3 protein-coding genes are annotated in these 21,301 nt (G+C 70.3%); all 3 read left to right on the forward strand.

Annotation, left to right across the window (positions count from 1 at the left end; all coding sequences use genetic code 11):
- Nucleotides 1-329 precede the first annotated feature (329 nt).
- The 3 genes from ACWFRF_RS23560 (at nucleotide 330) to ACWFRF_RS23570 (ending at nucleotide 21,260) form a co-directional block, all read left to right on the forward strand.
- Nucleotides 330-7,622, forward strand: a complete 7,293-nt coding sequence (locus ACWFRF_RS23560; protein ID WP_452452274.1) for an amino acid adenylation domain-containing protein — start codon at nucleotides 330-332, stop codon at nucleotides 7,620-7,622.
- 69 nt (nucleotides 7,623-7,691) lie between these two features.
- Nucleotides 7,692-13,595 (forward strand): amino acid adenylation domain-containing protein, encoded by a 5,904-nt coding sequence (locus tag ACWFRF_RS23565; RefSeq protein WP_452452275.1) that lies wholly within the window; start codon nucleotides 7,692-7,694, stop codon nucleotides 13,593-13,595.
- Between the two features lie 141 nt (nucleotides 13,596-13,736).
- A complete protein-coding gene (locus tag ACWFRF_RS23570) occupies nucleotides 13,737-21,260 on the forward strand; it encodes an amino acid adenylation domain-containing protein (RefSeq protein WP_452452277.1) in 7,524 nt (2,507 codons plus the stop codon).
- The last annotated feature ends 41 nt before the right edge of the window (nucleotides 21,261-21,301 follow it).

Consider the following 21,301-nt stretch of genomic DNA (forward strand, 5'->3'; position numbering starts at 1 on the left):
GACAGCCGTTGCTTGCTCCTTCGTCGCCTACGCAACGGCACCTGATCGACGGGACGGCCGCGAACCGCCGCTACGCGGCGCCCCTCCCTAAGGGTCGGGGTACGCGGTGTGCTCTGACAGCGTTAGCGAGTGACGGTGGTTCTTATGAACCCCGTCACTTTGCCGTTGGTGGGGGCAACACGTTCCGGGGCCGTGCCGATAGTCCTCTGGGCCCCGAGCACCGGGGGCACGCTGACTCGGACATTATGCGACCGGTCTATATGATGACTCGATCTGCGCGATGCGGGGCAGCCGCACGTGCAGACGCGATGAGAGGTGAATGAACTCGAATGGAAACTGCCCGTCGTTCTGCCCGCGGTAATCGCCGTCGCCGGTCGAGCAGTCCGACATTCGGGCAGTTGCTGACGGGAGCGGTCGAATCGGCCGCCGATCGGGTCGCGGTCCGGTTCAACCCGTCCGGTGACCCGGCCGACCAGCGTCAGCTCAGCTATTCCGAGTTCGATCAGCAGTCCTCGCAGCTGGCCCGCGCGCTCATCGCTCGCGGGATCGGCCCCGGCGACGTCGTCGCCATCGGCATCGCCCGGTCGATCGACTCCGTGCTCGCGGTGTGGGCCATCGCCAAGACCGGCGCCGCCTACGTTCCGGTCGACCCGAACTACCCGGCCGACCGCATCGCGCACATCGTGTCCGACTCCGGCGCGGTGCTCGGGCTCACCACCGCCGCGCATCGCGACGTGCTCGGTACCGCGCTGACCTGGCTCGAGCTCGACGACGCCGAGACGGCCACCACGATCGCGGCCCAGCCCGCGCACCCGATCTCCTACACCGACCGGATCCGCACCCTCGACGAGCGGCACCCGGCCTACGTGATCTACACCTCGGGTTCCACCGGCAAGCCCAAGGGCGTCGTGGTGACCCACACCGGTCTGGCCGGTCTGGTCGCCGCCGAGCGCGCGCACTACCGCGTCGCCGCCGACTCGCGCGTGCTGCACGTGTGTTCGCCGAACTTCGACGTGTCGGTGCTCGAACTGCTGCTCACCTTCTCCGCGGGCGCCACCCTGGTGATCGCGCCGCCCGGTGTGTTCGGTGGTTTCGAGCTCGCGGATCTGCTGCGCCGCGAACAGGTTTCGCACATGCTCATCACCCCGGGCGCGCTGGAATCGGTGGATCCGGCGGACCTGGACGACCTGCGCGTGGTGGTCGTCGCCGGTGACAAGTTCGGTCCGGAACTGGTCGGTCGCTGGGCCGTGGGCGAGCGTGAGTTCTACAACGGCTACGGCCCCACCGAGGCCACCATCCTGGCCACCAGCACCGCGCCGATGGATCCGGCCGCGCCGGTGACGATCGGTGCCGCGATCGCCGGTGTCGGTGCGTTCGTGCTGGATTCGCGGCTGCGGCCGGTGCCCGCGGGCGTGATCGGCGAACTGTATCTGTCGGGTCCCGCGCTGGCACAGGGTTACCTGAACCGCCCCGCGCTGACCGCGGAACGTTTCGTCGCCAGCCCGTTCGGCGCCGAGTCCGGTGACGCGAACGCGCGCCTGTACCGCACCGGAGACCTGGTGCGGCGCAGCGAATCCGGTGACGGCGTCATCGAGTACATGGGGCGCTCGGACTTCCAGGTGAAGATCCGCGGCTTCCGGATCGAGCTCGGTGAGATCGACAACGCGCTCACCGCACACCCCGACATCGACTTCGCGGCGACTCTCGGCAAGACTCTGCCTTCCGGTGTGACAGCGCTGGTGTCGTATGTGATGCCCCGCTCCGGCGCGACGCTCGAGGTGACCACGCTCGACGCGTTCCTCGCGGAATCGTTGCCCGGCTACATGATTCCGGCCGCGATCATGGTGCTGGACCGGATCCCGCTGACACCGGTGGGCAAGCTGGACCGAAAGGCGTTGCCCGAGCCTGTTTTCGCGGTGCGCGAGTTCCGTGCGCCGGTGACTCCGGTGCAGCAGGTGGTGGCCGACATCTTCGCCGATCTGCTGACCGCCGGTGCGCCGGACGAGATCCGGGTCGGTGCCGACGACGACTTCTTCGAGCTCGGCGGCAACTCGCTGCTGGCCGCGCAGGCCGCCACGCGCCTCGGCGCCGCGCTCGACACCCGGATTCCGGTGCAGGTGCTGTTCGAGGTCAGCACGGTCTCGGGGCTGGCCGAACGCGTCGAACGTCATATCGGCACCGGTTCCGGCCACGAGCTGGTCGCGCAGCAGCGCCCCGACTCGATTCCGCTGTCGTTCGCCCAGCAGCGGATGTGGTTCCTCAACCAGTTCGATCCGGCCAGCGCGGTGAACAACATGCCGATCGCGGTGCGCCTGTCGGGCGCGCTCGATGTCGACGCGTTGCGTGTCGCGGTCAGCGACCTGGTGGCACGCCACGAGGTGCTGCGCACGATGTATCCGCCGGTCGACGGGGTCGGCACGCAGCTGGTGCTGCCACTGTCGGACCCGCGCGCCGTGCCCGCTCTGGCGGCTGACGAGGCCGGCGAGGACGCGATCGCCGCCCTGGTCACCGAGACCGTCAGCGCGGGCTTCGATGTCACCGTCGCTCCGCCGCTGCGCCTGCGGCTGCTGCGACTGAGCGCGACCGAGCACGTGCTGGTCTGCGTGATGCACCACATCGCCGGTGACGGTGTGTCGATGGGCCCGCTCACCCGCGACCTGATGACCGCCTACGTCCAGCGCAGCGCGGGTAACGCGCCGGGCTGGCCCGAATTGGCCGTCCAGTACGCCGATTTCACGCTCTGGCAGCGGGCCGTGCTCGGGACCGAGGACGACCCGGAGTCGATCCTGACCCAGCAGATCGACTTCTGGCGCACCCAGCTCGCCGGTGTGCCCGACCAGCTCGAGCTGCCCACCGACCGGCCGCGGCCCGCCACCGCCTCCTACCGTGGTGCGAGCCTGGACTTCCGCATCCCGGCCGAGGTGCACGCCGGGTTGGATCAGATCGCGCGCGCCCATAATTCGACGTTGTTCATGGTGGTGCACGCCGCGCTGTCGGCACTGCTGGCCCGGCTGTCGGGCAGCACCGACATCGCCATCGGCACCCCCGTCGCGGGTCGTGGTGACGCCGCCCTCGACGACCTGATCGGCATGTTCGTCAACACCCTGGTGCTGCGCACCGAGGTCGACCCGGCGGGCAGCTTCGAAGAGCTGCTCGCCTCGACCCGCGCGGTCGACGTCGCGGCCTTCGGTCACGCCGATGTGCCGTTCGAGCGATTGGTCGAGCTGCTCGACCCGGCCCGTTCGACCGCGCGGCACCCGCTGTTCCAGGTGATGCTCGCCTTCCAGAACATGGCGCGCACGGCACTGGAACTGCCCGGTCTGACCGTTGCGGGCGTCGAGATGACCATTCCGTTCGCCAAGTTCGACCTGCAGTTCGAGATGGTGGAGGACACCGATCGCCACGGTGCGCCGCACGGCATCGCGGTCGGGCTCACCTACGCCACCGATCTGTTCGACGCCGAGACCGTCGCCGGGTTCGCCGATCGATTCCAGCGGTTGCTGGCCGCGATCGTCGCCGCGCCCGCCGCGCCGCTCGGTGCGATCGAGCTTCTGGAGCCCGCCGAGCTGGACCGGATCCTGGTGCAGTGGAACGACACTCGCCGCGACCTCGCGCCGGAACTGTTGCTCGACGGCTATCGACGTGCGGTGGCCGAGCACCCCGATGCTGTCGCTGTCGCGTACGAGGGCGCCGAGCTGACCTATCGGGAGTTCGACGAGCGGGTCAACCGGCTCGCCCGGCTGCTGGTGACCCACGGCGTCGGTCCCGAATCCCTGGTCGGCCTCGCGGTTCGGCGCTCGCTCGATCTGGTGGTCGGGATGTACGCGATCGTGACCGCAGGCGGTGCGTATGTGCCGATCGACCCGGACCATCCGGCCGATCGCATCGCCCACATTCTCGATACCGCCGCGCCCACCGCTGTGCTGAGCACCACCGCGGACGCGATCGAAGTACCCGCGGGTGTGCCGGTGATCCTGGTGGATTCCGTTGCGCTCGAAGAGTTCTCGGCCGCGCCTGTCGAGCCGGCTCGGCCGGTCCGGCCCGAGAACCCGGCCTATGTCATCTTCACCTCCGGTTCCACCGGGCGTCCCAAGGGTGTGGCGGTGTCGCACGCGGCGATCGTCAACCAGATGGTCTACATGGGCGCCGAGTACGGGATCGGCCCATCGGATGTGTATCTGCAGAAGACGCCCGCCACGTTCGACGTGTCGCTGTGGGGTTACTTCCTGCCGCTGCGGACCGGCGCGAAGCTGGTCGTGTCGACCCACGACGGACATCGCGACCCGCTGTACCTCGCCGAAACGATCGCGGCACAGGGCGTGACGCTCACCGACTTCGTGCCGTCGATGCTGTCGGTCTTCGCCGCGCACACCACCGCCGGTTCGATTCCGAGCCTGCGGGCGGTGTTCGCCGCCGGTGAGGCGCTGCCCACCGAGACCGTGGCCGACGTGGCCCGCGTGTCCACGGCCGGGGTGCACAACCTGTACGGGCCCACCGAGGCTGCTGTCACCGTGACGCGATGGCCCGCAAGCGATTCCGATCGCGGATCGGTGCCGATGGGCGTGCCGGAGTGGAATACCCGTGTCTACGTGCTGGATTCACGCCTGCGCGCGGTGCCTGCCGGAGTGGTCGGCGAGCTGTACCTCGCCGGTGACCAGCTCGCGCGCGGTTATGTCGCCCGTCCCGGTCTGACCGCGGATCGGTTCGTGGCCAACCCCTTCGAGCCCGGCGTGCGGATGTACCGCTCCGGCGACCTCGTCCGCTGGGGTGGATCCTCGGCCGAGCCCGCGCTGGAATACCTGGGTCGCACCGACTTCCAGGTGAAGTTCCGCGGTCAGCGCATCGAGCTCGGTGAGATCGAGACCGCCCTGCTCGCCCAGGAGGCGATCAGCCAGGCCGTGGCCCTGGTACTCGACACCGCGTCCGGCCAGCACCTGGTGGCGTATGTGGTGGCGCGGCCCGGCGAGGAGCCCGACCCCGCGGCGCTGCGTACGGCCGTGGCGGACTCGCTGCCCACCTACATGGTTCCGACCGTCGTCACGGTGCTGGACGGCTTCCCGCTGAATCCGAGCGGCAAGCTCGACCGCAAGGCGCTGCCCGCCCCCGCGTTCACCGCGGGCGAATTCCGCGCTCCTGTCAGCCCCGCCGAGGAGATCGTCGCCGGGGTCTTCGCGGAACTGCTCGGCATGGCCCGCGTCGGCGCCGACGACGACTACTTCGCGCTCGGCGGCAACTCGCTGCTCGCCACCCGGGCGATCGCCCGCATCAACGAGGCGCTCGACGCCCACCTCGCCATCCGCGACCTGTTCGAAACGCCCACCGTGTCGGCCCTGGCAGCGCGCGTCGGTGCGGCGAGCGGTGCCGCTGCCCGACCGCCGCTGGTCGCCGCCGAACGGCCACAGCGCATTCCGCTGTCGCTGGCTCAGCAGCGCATGTGGGTGGTCAACCAGGTCGATCCCGCCTCGGGCTCCTACAACATCCCCTTCGCGATCCGCCTCACCGGTGAGCTCGACATCGCCGCCCTCGGCGCCGCGGTCACCGACGTGCTCGGCAGACACGAGTCGCTGCGCACCTTCTTCCCGGTGTCCGACGGCAGGGCTTTCCAGGAGATTCTCTCCGTGGCCGATGTGCTGCCCGAGGGGCTCCAGGTCGAGACGACCACCGATGTCCTCACTCGTGCGGGCGAATTGGCCGGTGCCGGTTTCGATGTGACGCGTGAGGTTGCGCTGCGTGCGCGATTGCTCACCGACGGGACTTCGGCCGAGTGGCTGCTTGTTGTCGTGGTGCACCATATTTCGGCCGACGGCGCGTCCTTGGCCCCGCTCGCCCGCGATCTGATGACCGCTTACGTGGCTCGTGCCGCGCACCAGAGCCCGGCGTGGACGCCGCTGGAAGTGCAGTACGCGGACTTCGCGCTGTGGCAGCGGGCGGTCGTCGGCGACGACGAGCAGCCCGAATCCCTGGCCGCCGCCCAGCTCGACTACTGGCGCAACCAGCTGGCCGACGTGCCGCCGCTGCTGGAACTGCCGCAGGACCGCCCGCGGCCCTCGGTACCGACCCTGCGCGGCGCCACGTCCGAGCTGCGGTTGCCTGCCGAGGTGCACGCCGCCCTCAATCACTTGGCACGCGAGCACAAGTCGTCGCTGTTCATGGTCGTGCACGCGGCGCTGGCCGTGCTGCTCGGCCGCTTGTCGGGCACATCCGACATCGCCATCGGCACCGCTGTCGCCGGGCGCGGTGAGCGGGCGCTCGACGAGCTGGTCGGCATGTTCGTCAACACCCTGACCCTGCGCACCACTCTCGATCCGGCCGGTTCCTTCGACGAGGCCGTGGACGTGGCGCGGGAGACCGACCTCGGCGCGTTCGCCAATGCCGACCTGCCGTTCGAGCGGGTCGCCGAGGTCGTCGCGCCCGGACGGGGCAGTGCGCAGAGCCCGCTGTTCCAGGTGGCGCTCACCTTCAGCAACAACGAGGCGGCCGCGCTCGAACTGCCCGGCCTCACCGTGAACGCGCTGGACACCGCGATCGCCGCCAAGTTCGACCTGCAGGTGGACGTCGAACCGCGCTTCACCGCCGCCGGTGATCCCGACGAGCTGGTGACGCTGTTCAACTACGCCACCGATCTGTTCGACGAGGCCACCGTGCGCAGCATCGGCGCCCGCTTCGCCCGCATCCTGACCGCCGTCGCCGCCGACCCGCAGATCCGGATCGGCGACATCGACATCCTCGACGAGTCCGAGCGCACCCGGCTGCTCGCCGGCGCGGCCAAGGCGCCCGCGCCGAGCACCCCGTCGGGCGGCACCACTCTGGCGCAGGCTTTCACCGCCGCCGCCGAGGACGACCCCGAGGGCCCCGCGCTCGTCTGGGGCGACGACGCGCTGACCTACGAGCAGCTCGACGCCCGCTCCGCCCGCCTGGCCCGGCTGCTGATCGGGCGCGGCTTCGGGCCGGGAGACGGTGTGGCCGTCGATCTTCCGCGTGGCGTCGACTGGGCCGTCGCGGTCTGGGCGATCCTCAAGGCAGGCGCGGCCGTGGTCCCGGTGACCGGTACCGAGTCGCCCGCCGAACCCGCCGCGAAACTGAGTATCACCGTCGGCGAACCTCGCGGCGTCGACTGGATCTCGCTCGACGACCCGGCGATCAAGACCGAACTGTCCACACAGTCCGCTCGCCCGGTCACCTACGCCGACCGCACCCGAGCCCTGCGCGGCGGTGACCCGGCCTTCGTCGGCGCCGACGGCACCCGCAGTTACGACGAACTCGCCACGGCGGGTGCGCAGGTGCGCGCCGACACCGACCTGACCTTCGAAGCCCGCACCTTCGGCCACGGCTCCGTCGACAGCTTCACGGCGCTGGTCGAGCCGGTGGCCGCGGGCGTTGCGGGCGCGTCGATGGTGCTGGTGCCCGGTGTCGCGGACATCGGGGTAGCCAACGGATTGTCGGCGTCCCTGGCCGAGGAGTGGGTAACCCATTTGTTCGGTGACCGGGTGGGGATCGAGGCGCTCGATACCGCCGAGCTCGGTGATCTGCAGGCGCTGATCGCCGATGATGCCGCACCGGGCAATCCGGGAGCGGCCGAGGCAGTGCTGGTACTCGGAGATCTGCGCGCCCCGGTGGCGTGAGCGGCGCTCGCGGTGCGGGGGCCCCGCTGCGGGACAACAAGTTTCGGTGATGGGTGAGGTGGAACAGCTATGACACGACCGGCAAGAACCCGACCGGTTCGTACGCGTCGCCCGCGCGTCACCGCGTTGGCACAGCTGCTGGCCACCGCGGTCGAGACCAACCCCGACGGTCTCGCGGTCGTCCTCGCCGACGCCGCCCGCACCCTCGGCAGCCTCACCTACGCCGAACTCGACGAGCGGTCGAACCGCATCGCCCGCTTCCTGATCGGTCGTGGCATCGGCGCGGGCGACCTGGTAGCCATCGGAATCCCGCGCTCCATCGAATCGGTCCTCGCCGTCTGGGCCGTCACCAAGACCGGCGCGGGTTTCGTCCCCGTCGACCCGAACTACCCCCCGGATCGGGTGGCGCACATGGTCACCGACTCCGGCGCGGTCTTCGGACTGACCGTCGCGGCCGTCGCCGACGGACTTCCGGCCCAGGTGCAATGGCTCCGACTCGACGCCGAGCCGACCGGCGACACGCGCGACAACGGCGCTCGGCCTGCGGGTGGCCGGCGCTACGGCACCGACCAGGCGGACCCTTTCGACAGCCTCTCCGGCGCGGCGATCACCTCCGCCGACCGGCTTCGTCCGGTGCGGGCCGAGGATCTCGCCTACCTCATCTACACCTCCGGCTCCACCGGCCTGCCCAAGGGCGTCGCGGTGACGCAGGCCGGGCTCGCGGGGTTCAGCGAGGAGCAGCGTCGGCATTACGGTGTCGAATCCACTTCGAGCACGCTACATTTCGCGTCGCCGTCCTTCGATGCGTCGCTGCTGGAGCTGCTGCTGGCGATCGGCGCGGGCGCCACGATGGTGATCGTGGACCCGAGTGTGTACGGCGGCGACGATCTGGCCGCGCTGCTGCGGCGGGAACGGGTGAGCCACGCGTTCATCACTCCGGCCGCGCTGGCCTCGATCGACCCGGACGGGCTCGACGACTTCCGGGTGGTGGCGGTCGGTGGCGAGGCGGTTGCGCCGGATCTGCCGCGGCGCTGGGCGATTCCCCTCGCCGATGGCACCCTGCGCGAATTCCACAACGTGTACGGGCCCACCGAGACGACCATCGTCACCAACATCAGTGTGCCGCTGAAACCGGGCGACCCGATGACCATCGGCGGCCCGATCAACGGGGTCGCCGAATACGTCCTCGACGACCGGCTCGGCCCCGTTCCGCCCGGCGTCACCGGCGAGCTCTACATCACCGGCGCCCAGCTGACCCGCGGCTACCACGCCCGCCCCGCCCTCACCGCCTCTCGCTATGTCGCGAATCCATTCGACCCGGCCGGTTCTCGCCTCTACCGCACCGGTGATCTGGTCCGCTGGACCGCCGATGGCGCGTTGGATTATGTGGGCCGCAACGACTTCCAGGTCAAGATCCGTGGTTTCCGCATCGAACTCGGCGAGATCGACGCGGTGCTCTCGGCCCACGAGAGCCTCGACTTCGCCGCCACCATCGGCCACGAACTCGACAGCGGCGCCACCATTCTGGTGTCCTACGTGCACGCGGCCCCGGGCGCGACCGTCGACCACGCCGCGCTCACCGCCTTCGCCGAGCGCAGCCTGCCCGCGCACATGGTGCCGACCGTGCTGATGGCACTCGACACCATTCCGCTCACCCCGGTCGGCAAGCTCGACCGAAGGGCGCTGCCCGCACCGATCCTCGAACACGCCGAATTCCGGGCTCCCACAACGGCGGTCGAGGAGATCGTGGCAGGCACCTTCGTTCAGGTGCTCGACCTCGGTGACACGCAGCTCGGCCTCGACGACGACTTCTTCGCCCTCGGCGGCAACTCGCTGATGGCCACCCAGGTCGCCGCCCGCCTCGGCGCCGCGCTGGACACCGAGTTTCCGGTCCGGCTGCTGTTCGAGGCGTCGACGGTGGAAACGCTGGCCCGGCGACTCGCCGAATCCGCCGGTGCGGGTGCACGTCCCGCGCTGACCGCCGGGGAGCGGCCCGGACGGATTCCGCTGTCGCTGGCCCAGCAGCGGATGTGGTTCCTCAACCAGTTCGACCCGGGATCGGTCGCCTACAACATCCCGATGGCGGTGCGGCTGCACGGTGCCATCGATGTCGAAGCCCTGCGCGCCGCCGTGGCCGACCTCGTCGCCCGGCACGAAACCCTGCGCACGATCTACCCCGAGACCGACGACGGGCCGATCCAGCAGATCCTGGCCGGCACCGAGGCGACGCCGCGGCTCGAGGTGTGCTCGATCGCGCCCGAGCAGCTCGCCGCCGCCATGCGCGAGTTCGGTTCGTCGGGGTTCGATGTGCGCGGCCAGGTGCCGTTGCGGGTCGCGTTGTTCGAGCTCGGTGGCGACGAAGCGGTGCTCGCGGTGGTCGTGCACCACATCGCCGGTGACGGGTCCTCACTCGCCCCGCTCACCAGGGATCTCATGCTCGCCTACGCGGCCCGCTCAGCGGGTGACGCGCCGGAGTGGGCGCCGTTGGCCGTGCAGTACGCCGACTACGCGCTGTGGCAGCGGGCCTTGCTCGGCAGCGAGGACGACCCGCGGTCGCTGGCCTCGGCCCAGCTCGCCTACTGGCGTGGCGCGCTGGCCGGGCTGCCCGACCAGCTCGACCTGCCCGCCGACCGGCCGCGTCCCGCCGTGCAGTCCTTCGCCGGCGGTCGCGTCCCGATCGAGGTCGACGCCGACACCCACCGCGCCCTCCTGGCGGTGGCGCGCAATCAGGGCGCGACGCTGTTCATGGTCGTGCACACTGCCCTCGCGGTGACGCTGGCCAGGCTCGCGGGCACCGACGATCTGGCGGTCGGTACGCCCGTCGCGGGTCGTGGCGAGGCCGCGCTCGACGACCTGATCGGCATGTTCGTCAACACCTTGGTCTTTCGCACCACGCTGCGAACCGGTGAGTCGTTCACCGAACTGCTCGCCCGCCAGCGCGATACCGACCTCCAGGTCTTCGCGAACGCGGACCTGCCGTTCGAGCGACTGGTCGAGGCGATCAACCCCGCCCGCTCCACTGCCCGCCACCCGCTGTTCCAGGTCGGCCTGTCCTTCCAGAACCTCAGCCGCTCCGGCCTCGAACTCGGTGAGACCGCGGTCGAGGGCGTCGACGTGGATCTCGCGGTGTCCCAGTTCGATCTGCACGCCATCGTCGCCGACGGCTACGACAGTGACGGCGTGGCGCAGGGGATCAGCGGCGTGTTCACCTATGCCACGGACCTTTTCGACGAGTCGACCGCACAGTCCTACGCGGAGCGCTTCGCGCGAGTGCTCACCGCGATCGCCGCATCGCCGGGCCGCCCCGTCGACGACATCGACCTGCTCTCCGATGCCGAGCGTGCGCGAATCCTGCACGACTGGAACGCGACTGGCCATGCCACCCCGGCCACGACGCTGCCTGCCCTGTTCGCCGACACCGCCGCCGCGAACCCGGACGGTGTGGCGCTCGTCGACGCCGACGGCGCCGCGCTCACCTATCGTGACTTCGCGGCCCGCGTGAATCAGCTGGCGCGACACCTCATCGCGCAGGGCGTCGGTGTCGAGGACCGGGTCGCCTTGGCGATGCGACGCTCGACCGAGCTGGTCGTCGCCATGTACGCGGTGACGCAGGCGGGCGCCGCCTACGTTCCCGTCGATCCCGGCCAGCCCGCCGATCGGGTATCGCATGTGCTCGCGACCGCTGCCCCGACCTGCGTATTGACCACCACGCGTGACGGTTTCACCGCCGGCGTCGACGCGACACGGAGCGCACCGGTGATCGCCGTCGACACCCTGGAGCTGTCGGCGGTGTCAGCCGCCCCGATCGCGGCTAGCGAGCGCATCGGTGTGTTGCGCTCAGGGAACACCGCCTACGTCATCTTCACCTCCGGCTCGACCGGCAAGCCGAAGGGCGTCGCCGTCTCGCACGCCGCCATCGTCAACCAGTTGCGGTGGAAGACAGCAGCATTCGGCCTGGGCCCCGATGACTCGGTCCTGTTGAAGACCGCCGCCACCTTCGACCTGTCGGTCTGGGAATTCTGGTCGGCCGCGATCTGCGGTGGCCGCCTGGTGATCACCGCTCCAGAAGGCCATCGCGACCCCGCCTACCTGCTCCGCGTGCTCGCCGCGCACTCGGTGACCACCCTGCACGTGGTGCCGTCGATGCTCGATGCGCTGCTCACCGAATCCGCCGGTGTCCTGCCGAATTCGCTGCGGCGCGTACTCGCCATCGGCGAGGCGCTCCCCGCCGCCACCGCCCAGCGTTTCCTGGCGACGAACCCGGCGGCGCTGCACAACCTGTACGGCCCGACCGAGGCCGCGGTCTCCATCACCGACCACCGCGTCACCACCGCCGATCGCACCACGGTCCCGATCGGCCGGCCCGAATGGAACAGCCGGGTCTACGTCCTCGACGCCCGTCTGCGTCCGGTCCCGGTAGGTGTCGCGGGAGAGTTGTATCTGGCGGGCGCACAGCTCGCCCGCGGATATTTCGGCCGACCCGACCTCACCGCGGACCGCTTCGTCGCCGACCCGTTCTCCGAGCTCGGCGCCCGCATGTACCGCACCGGTGATCTCGTCGCCTGGACCGCTGACGGCGAACTCGACTATCGCGGTCGCACCGACTTCCAGGTCAAGATCCGCGGATTCCGCATCGAACTCGGCGAGATCGAAGCGGCCCTGCTCGCCGCACCGCAGATCGCCCAGGCGGCGGTCGTCGCCACGACCGACCCGCAACTCGGTGACCGGCTGGTTGCCTATGTCGTCCCCGCGCCCGGCGGGGCGCTCACCACCGCGCAGGCCAAAGCCGCGGTGGCGCAGGTGCTCCCGTCCTACATGGTCCCCTCGGCCTTCGTCGTGCTCGACCGCCTCCCGCTGAACGCGAACGGCAAGCTCGACCGGGCCGCCCTTCCGGCGCCGGTGCTCGAACCCCGCCGCTACCGCGCACCCGGGACCGAGCACGAGATCGCCGTAGCCGCCGTCTTCACCGAGGTCCTCGGCGCGCGCAACCCCGGCCTCGACGACGATTTCTTCGCGCTCGGCGGCAACTCGCTGCTGGCCACCCGCGTCGTGCACCACCTGCGTGAACACACCGGCGTGGAGCTCACCGTCGCCGCGTTCTTCGCCGACCCGACCGTCGCCGGTCTCGCTACCAGAATCAGCGACGGCCCCGCAGGCGCGGCCGACCTCGAAGCCGCACTCGCGGTCGTGCTGCCGATCGCCCGCCGCGGCACCCGTCCGCCGCTGATCTGTGTGCACCCGGTCTCGGGTCTGGCGTGGGCCTACGCGAGCCTGGTGCCGCACCTGCCCGAGGATCAGCCCGTGGTCGGCATCCAGTCGCCGGCGCTGAGCGATCCGGAATTCCGGCCCGCCTCGGCCGAGGAGCTGGTCGACCGCTACCTGGCCGAGATCCGCGGCGTTCAGCCCCATGGCCCCTATCAGCTGCTCGGCTGGTCCCTCGGCGGCGTGCTGGCGCAGGCCGTGGCGACCCGCCTGCAAGCCGAGGGCGAGACGGTGGCGTCGTTGACGATGCTCGACAGCCTCCCCGGCGCCGCACTCGCCGATTTCGCCACCGAATTGCGGCACGTGCTCACCGAACTCGGCATACCCGAGCGGCAACTGCCCAGCCAACTCACCGAGCTCGGCGACGAGGCACTGGAATCACTGCACACAACACTCGCTGCGGACACGCCGATCTCGCGCGCGCAGTTCGTGGGCATGTACCGCGGCGCACTGCGCTCGGTGGCGCTTCTCACCGAGCTCGAACCCGCACAATTCGACGGTGATCTGACCTATTTCACCGCCCTGCGGACCCCCCAAAAGCTGGGGGACGGGGCCTCGCGATGGCGCCCGTTCGTCAGCGGGATCATTGCTGACCACCCGGTCGAGGCCACCCACCAGGAGATGCTCTCCGCTGTGGCGGTAGCCACGTCCGGACCGGCAATTGCGCAGGTCGTCGCGGGTGCGGACGGATCCGGCGATACACGTCCGTAACGGACTACATGGGCATTACGATTCTGTTGCGATAGAGTTGGTGTGTCGTGGCGCACACCTCGGCGACGGTCGGCAGCGGCTATGTAGGTGTGGCTATGCTGTGTCCGACTCGGCCGCCGGACGCGAGAGGTGTATAGGTCTGTGGAAACCCCCCGCCGCACGGGCCGTGCCGGTCGCCGACGTACTACCGGCGCACCGTTGTTCGGTCAGCTGCTCACGGCCGCCGTCGAATCCGCGGCCGATTCGATCGCGCTGCGCTACAACCCCACCGGGATGCCCGGCGCGGAACAACACCTCACATATCGGGAGCTCGACGAGCGATCCTCGCGCCTGGCACGTGAACTCATCGACAGGGGGATGGGCGCGGGCGATGTCGTCGCGATCGCCATCGCCCGCTCGATCGAATCCGTGCTCGCGGTGTGGGCCATCGCCAAGACCGGTGCCGCGTATGTGCCGGTCGACCCGGCCTACCCGGCCGACCGGATCGCCCATATCGTCGCCGACTCCGGCGCGACCATCGGCCTGACCACCGCGGCCCATCGCGCCTGCCTCGGTACCACCGCGTACTGGATCGAACTCGATGACCCGGTGGTCGCCGAGCGCATCGCCGTGCGGCCGGGGCACGCGGTGAGCTACGCCGATCGGGTCCGCCCGATCGACGAAGCGCACCCGGCCTACGTCATCTACACCTCCGGCTCCACCGGTAAGCCGAAGGGCGTCGTGGTGACGCACACCGGGCTTGCCACATTGGTCGCCGCCGAGCGCGAACACTTTGACGTGCAACCCGATTCGCGGGTGCTGCATGTTTGCTCGCCGAACTTCGACGTGTCGGTGCTCGAGTTGCTGCTCGCCTTCGCTACCGGTGCGACCCTGGTGGTTTCGCCGCCGCGCGTGTTCGGCGGTTTCGAACTGTCGGACCTGCTGCGCCGCGAACGCATCACCCACCTGCTGATCACCCCTGGTGCGCTCGAGTCCGTCGACCCGGCCGGGCTGCCGGACCTGTCGACCGTGATCGTCGCGGGCGACCGGTTCGGCCCGGAACTGGTCGGCCGCTGGGCAACCGGTGAGCGCGCGTTCTACAACGGCTACGGCCCCACCGAGGCGACCATCCTCGCCACCAGCACCTCGGCGCTGCGGGCCCACGCGCCGATCACCATCGGCCACGCGGTGCCCGGCATGGGCTTGTACGTGCTCGACGCGCGCCTGCGGCCGGTGCCCGCCGGAGTGGTCGGCGAGCTGTACCTCTCCGGCCCCGCGCTCGCGCAGGGGTATCTGGGCAGGCCGGGGCTCACCGCGCAACGTTTCGTCGCCTCGCCGTTCGGGCCGGGCAGGCTGTACCGCACCGGTGATCTGGTGCGCCGGTTCGAACACGACGGCACGCTGGAATACCTGGGCCGCACCGACTTCCAGGTGAAGGTACGCGGCTTCCGGATCGAGCTCGGCGAGATCGACAACGCGCTCACCGCGCACCCCGACCTCGACTACGCCGTGACGCTGGGTAAGACGATGCCCTCGGGCGCGACCGCGCTGGTCGCCTACGTGCTGCCGCGCGCCGGCCGCACGATCGACACCGGCGCGCTGGCGGAATTCCTCGCGGAATCGTTGCCCGCGTACATGATCCCGTCGGTCATCATGGTCCTCGACGAGCTGCCGCTGACCTCGGTCGGCAAGCTCGACCGCGCCGCGCTGCCGACGCCGGTGTTCTCCGCCCGCGGTTTCCGCGCGCCCGCCACCCCGGCCGAACAGGTGGTGGCCGACGTGTTCGCCGCCCTGTTGCTGCGTGACGGCGCGGGCCGGGTCGGCGCCGACGACGACTTCTTCGAACTGGGCGGCGACTCGCTGCTCGCGGCGCAGGCGGTGGCCCGCATCGGCGCCGCGCTGGACGTGCGGGTGCCGGTGCAGGCGGTGTTCGAGGCGCCGACCGTCGCCGCCCTCGCCAATCGAGCCGAGCAGCACCGTGTTTCGGCACACGCGCTCCCGCTGACGCCGCGTCCGCGCCCCGAGCTGGTCCCGCTGTCCTACGCCCAGCAGCGGATGTGGTTCCTCAACCGCTTCGACCCCACGTCGGCCGTGGACAACATCCCGGTCGCGGTCCGCCTTTCCGGCCGCCTCGACCTGCCCGCCCTGCGCGCCGCGATCGCCGACCTGATCGCGCGCCACGAAGTTCTGCGCACGGTCTACCCGGTATCCGACGGTATCGGCGCGGAGGGCCACGGCGCGGTCCTCGACGGCGAAGGTCACCAGCTGGTGCTGGCGGCGGGCGACCCTGCCGCGGTGCCCGAGTTCGAGATCGTCGAGGTGGCGGAGGAAGACCTGACCGAGGCGATCGGCGCTGCCGCGCTGACCGGCTTCGACGTCACCGCCGGGCCGCCGGTGCGGGTGCGGGTGCTCGCGATCTCGGACAACGAGCACGTCGTCGTCTGCGTGGTGCACCACATCGCCGCCGACGGCTTCTCGTTCGCGCCGCTGACCAGGGATCTGCTCACCGCCTACGCCGAACGGCGCGGTGGCGGCGCGCCGCAATGGCCGCCGCTGCCGGTGCAGTACGTCGACTACACGCTGTGGCAGCGTGAACTGCTCGGCGCCGAGCACGACCCGGATTCGCTGCTCGCCGCGCAAGTGGCCTTCTGGCGAAAGACGCTGTCCGGCTTGCCCGAACAGCTCGAACTGCCCACCGACCGGCCGCGTCCCGCCGTGTCGAGCCGGGCGGGCGGGTCGCTGAGCGTCCAGATCCCCGCCTCGGTGCACGCCGGTCTGTCCGCGCTGGCCCGCGAGCACAACGCCACGCTGTTCATGGTGGTGCACACCGCTCTGGCCATGCTGCTGGCCCGGCTCTCCGGCACCCGCGACATCGCGATCGGCACCCCGGTGGCCGGTCGTGGCGAGCAGGCGCTCGACGAGCTGATCGGCATGTTCGTCAACACCCTGGTCCTGCGCACGGAGGTGAATCCGGCGACGAACTTCGGCGGGCTTCTCGCCGAGGTCAGAGCACGCGATCTGGCCGCCTTCGGACATGCCGACGTGCCGTTCGAGCGGCTCGTCGACCTGCTGGAGCCGGTGCGTTCGACCGCGCGGCACCCGCTGTTCCAGGTGATGCTGACCTTCCAGAACCTGGCCCGCACCGACCTGGCGTTGCCCGGCCTCGCCGTCTCCGCCGCCGACTTCACGGTGCCACTGGCGAAGTTCGATCTGCAGGTGGAGCTCGCCGAACACATCGGCGTCGACGGCGCGCCGCAGGGCCTGGCGGCCACCTTCGTCTATGCCACCGACCTCTTCGACCGCGCCACGGTCGCCGACTTCGCCGACCGCTGGACGCGGGTGCTCGCCGCGGTGGTGGCCGACCCGGCCAAGCCGGTCGGCGATATCGACGTGCTCGCCCCCGGCGAGCGTGAACTCGTGCTGCGCGAGGGCTATTCGCCCGGCATCGCGGTTCCCGAGGTCACGCTCACCGACCTGATCACCGCCCAGGCGCAACAGCGTCCCGAGGCGATCGCGATCAGGGCGGGGGAGCGGTCCCTCACCTTCGCCGGCCTCCTCGGTCGGGCATCGGCGCTGGCCCGCGCGCTCGTCGTGCAGGGCGCGGGCCCGGAAACCCTGGTGGCTGTGGCCGTTGCGCGCACCGAGGAGCTGCCGGTGGCGCTGCTCGCGGTGCTGCTGTCGGGTGCGGGCTACCTGCCGATCGACTCCGGATACCCGGCGCAGCGGCTGGCCTACATCGTCGACGACGCGAAACCCGCTGTTGTGCTGACCACCTCGGCCGAGCACGGACTGCTGACGCCGCTCGCGGATCTGCCCGTGGTGTTGCTCGACGAGCCGCCCGTCTACAGCGACGCTCCGCTGCATCCCGATGAACGCCGTGCCCCGCTGCGCCCGGATCATCTCGCGTACGTCATCTACACCTCGGGTTCCACCGGCCTGCCCAAGGGCGTCGGTGTCACCCATCGCAATGTGCTCGAGCTGTTCGCCAACACCCAGCTGCTGTTCGCCTTCGACGAGGACGACGTGTGGACGGTGTTCCACTCCTTCGCCTTCGACTTCTCCGTCTGGGAACTGTGGTGCGCGCTGGCAGGCGGTTCGTCGGTGGTCGTCGTCGACCACCTGACCTCCCGGTCGCCGATCGAATTCCGCGAACTGCTGGCCCGTGAACACGTGACGGTGCTGAGCCAGACGCCCACCGCCTTCGCCCAGCTCGACGAAGCCGACCGGGCCGCGCAGGCCGCGGGCGCCATCGCACTGCCGTTGCGGTACGTGGTCTTCGGTGGTGAGGCTCTCGACCCCCGCAAGCTCAGCCGCTGGTACGACCGCTACGGAAACGGGCCGGGCGCACCGGAACTCGTCAACATGTACGGCATCACCGAGACCACCGTCCATGTCTCGCACCAGGTCCTGACCGCGCGGACGGCCGACATCGTCGCCGACCGGGCGCCGGTGGACGCCGACCACATCGGCGGATCTGCCGTCGACCTGCCCGGCAGCCTCATCGGCCGTGCGCTGCCCGGACTGTCGGTGGTCGTCCTCGACGACCGTCTGCGTCCGGTGCCGTTCGGTGTGGCGGGTGAGCTCTACATCGCGGGCAACCAGCTCTCGCGCGGCTACCTCGGCAAGCCGGGTCTCACCGCCACCCGCTTCGTCGCCGACCCGTTCGGTGAACCGGGCGCCCGGCGCTACCGCTCCGGCGACCTCGGTCGCTGGATCGGGTTCCGTGGCACCCCCACCCTCGAATACGGCGGCCGCGGCGACCAGCAGGTGCAGCTGCGTGGTTTCCGGATCGAACCGGGCGAGATCGAGGCAGCCCTGCTGCGGGTGCCCGGCGTCGGGCAGTCCGCGGTCATCGTGCGTGCCGACGAGCACGCCGGAGACCGGCTGATCGCCTACGTCGTCCCGGCGACAGATGCAGTCGATCCGAACGACGCGCCCACGACCGTACTTCCGAAGCCGCCGGTAGGCGCGCGCTTCGGACGTGGCGACAGCGGCGCGGGGTTCGACGACGACTCCACACCCGCCGATCTTCGCGTAGTCGCGGGTCTGGACCCGGTGGAAGTGCGGGCGGCCGTAGCCGAATTCCTCACCGGATACATGGTTCCCGACGCTGTCGTGGTGGTCGCGGAACTACCGATGACCACCAACGGCAAACTCGACCGGGCGGCACTGCCCGCACCGGAGTTCACCGCCGCCACCACTTTCCGCGCGCCGACCACTCCCATCGAACTCAGCGTCGCCGAGGTATTCGCGACCCTGCTCGGCGTGCCCGAGATCGGTCTGGACGACAACTTCTTCGACCGCGGCGGCAATTCGCTGCTGGCCACCAGGGCCATCGCCCGCATCGACCAGGCACTGAGTACCGACCTGGTGGTACGTGACCTGTTCGAGGCGCCCACCGTCGGCTCGCTCGCGGCCCGTGTGCGCCCAGGTTCGGTGGCCGCGCCACGACCACCGCTGATTCCGGCGCAGGACCGTGGCGTCGTTCCGCTCTCGCCCGCGCAACAGCGGATGTGGTTGCTCAACCGCATCGACCCCGACTCACCGGCGTACAACATCCCGCTGGTCCTGCGGTTGCGCGGCGCGCTAGACACCTCTGCGCTGCGCTATGCCGTCGCCGATGTGCTCGAACGGCACGAGGCGCTGCGCACCCGTTTCCCGGCCGATGACGCCGACGCTGTTCCGTATCAGGAGATCCTGCCCGTCAGCGCGGTGCTGCCGACCGGCCTCGCGCTGGAGGAATGCGACGATCCACGTGATCGGGTGATGCGTTTGCTCGCGGGCGGTTTCGATGTCGCCGAGCGAGTTCCCCTGCGCGCCGGGCTGTTCACCTCGCCCGCCGACGACCCGCTCGCGGAGGAAGAGTACGTGCTCGCCGTAGTGGTGCAGCACATCATCGCCGACGGTGCTTCGCTGGCGCCGCTGGCCCGTGACCTCGTGATCGCCTATCGGGCCCGCGTCGAAGGACGCTCACCCGCCTGGTCGCCACTGCCCGTGCAGTACGCCGACTACGCGCTGTGGCAGCGCGAGGTGCTCGGCTCGGAATCCGACGAGAATTCCACCGCCGCGAGGCAGTTGGAGTTCTGGCGGCACACGCTGTCGGGGCAGGCGGGCACGGTCGAGCTGCCGCACGACCATCCGCGCCCCTCGCACGCCTCGCTGCGCGGCGCCGATGTGAGCACCACCCTGACCGCCGACGTTCATGTCCGCCTCGCCGAGATCGCCCGCAGGCACAACGCGTCGCTGTTCATGGTCGTGCACGCGGCACTGGCCGTGCTGCTCGCCAGGATCTCCGGCAGTACCGATATCGCGATCGGCACCCCGATCGCCGGTCGGGGTGAACCCGAGCTCGACGACCTGGTCGGCATGTTCGTCAACACCCTCACCCTGCGCACCGAGGTAGACCCCAGCCGCGGTTTCGACGAATTGGTCAGCACCGCACGCGAAGTCGGCCTGGCCGCCTTCGCCAACGCCGACCTGCCGTTCGAGCGCGTGGTCGAGGAGGTGGCCCCGACCGGCACCGTGTCGCACAACCCGCTGTTCCAGGTGGTGCTCTCCTTCCACAACAACGAGACCCCCGTGCTCCGCCTGCCGGGCCTCACCATCGAGGCGATGGACCTCGCGGCCCGGCCCGCCAAGTTCGACCTGCAGGTCAACATCGAACCGCGCCTGTCGGCGACCGGCGAACCCGATGAGATCGGCATCGTCTTCACCTACGCCACCGACCTTTTCGACGAACACACCGTCGCCGCCTTCGCACGCGGGCTCACCGAGATCGTCACCGCGGTCGCCGCCGATCCCGCAGTGCGTGTCGGCGATATCGATCTGCGTGACGCCAGCGAGCGCGAACGCGAACTGACGGCCGCGGCCTATGCCCCCGTGCCGTCGGCCAACGGTGCCGCGCTGGCACAGGAACTGGCCTCGGCCGTGGAGGAAGACCCGGACGCACCTGCGCTCGAGCTGGGTGAAACGGCGATCACCTACGCCGAGTTCGATGCCCGCTCATCACAATTGGCGCGTTCGCTGATCGCCCGTGGCGCCGGTCCTGGTACGGGAGTCGCGGTGCGGCTCGACCGAGGGGTGGACGCGGCGATCGCGACCTGGGCGGTGCTCAAGGCAGGCGCGGCGGTGGTGCCGCTGATGACGATGGACGCCCGCCCGCCGGGCAGCAACCTCGAGGTGAAACTCGGCCTGACCATCGACATCCTCGACGCCCCCGACGGGCTGGACTGGTACGACCTGGCCGACCCCGCGCTGCGCGCCGAACTGGCCGCGGAATCACCTCGTCCGATCGGCTACGCGCACCGCACCCGCGCCCTGCGCGGCGACGACGTGGCCTTCGCCGGCGGCGGTCGCACGCTGAGCTACGACGAGCTGGCGACCGCGGCCGAGCAGGTGGCCGAGCGTGCCGGGCTCAACTTCGAATCACGCACGCGAGCGGCGGGCCGACCTGATTCGGTGGCGGGCGTGCTCGAGATCGTCGCGGCCGCGATCGCGGGCGCGACGCTGGTGATGGGGGCAGACCAGGGGGGTGCGGACGAGGTGAGCCATGTGTTCACCGAGGCCGCGGTGGCCGTTGCCGAACCCGGCGACGGGACAGGTGCGAGGATTGTCGCGCTCAGTGAGATGATCGGCAACACCGGGCAGCCGCACGAGCGGCGCGCGGTGGTCGGGATGGATGGATAGGTGGAACGAACACTGGCTGGTCCGCACGCGGTGCGGATGAG

Source organism: Nocardia sp. NPDC055165, assembly GCF_053606985.1.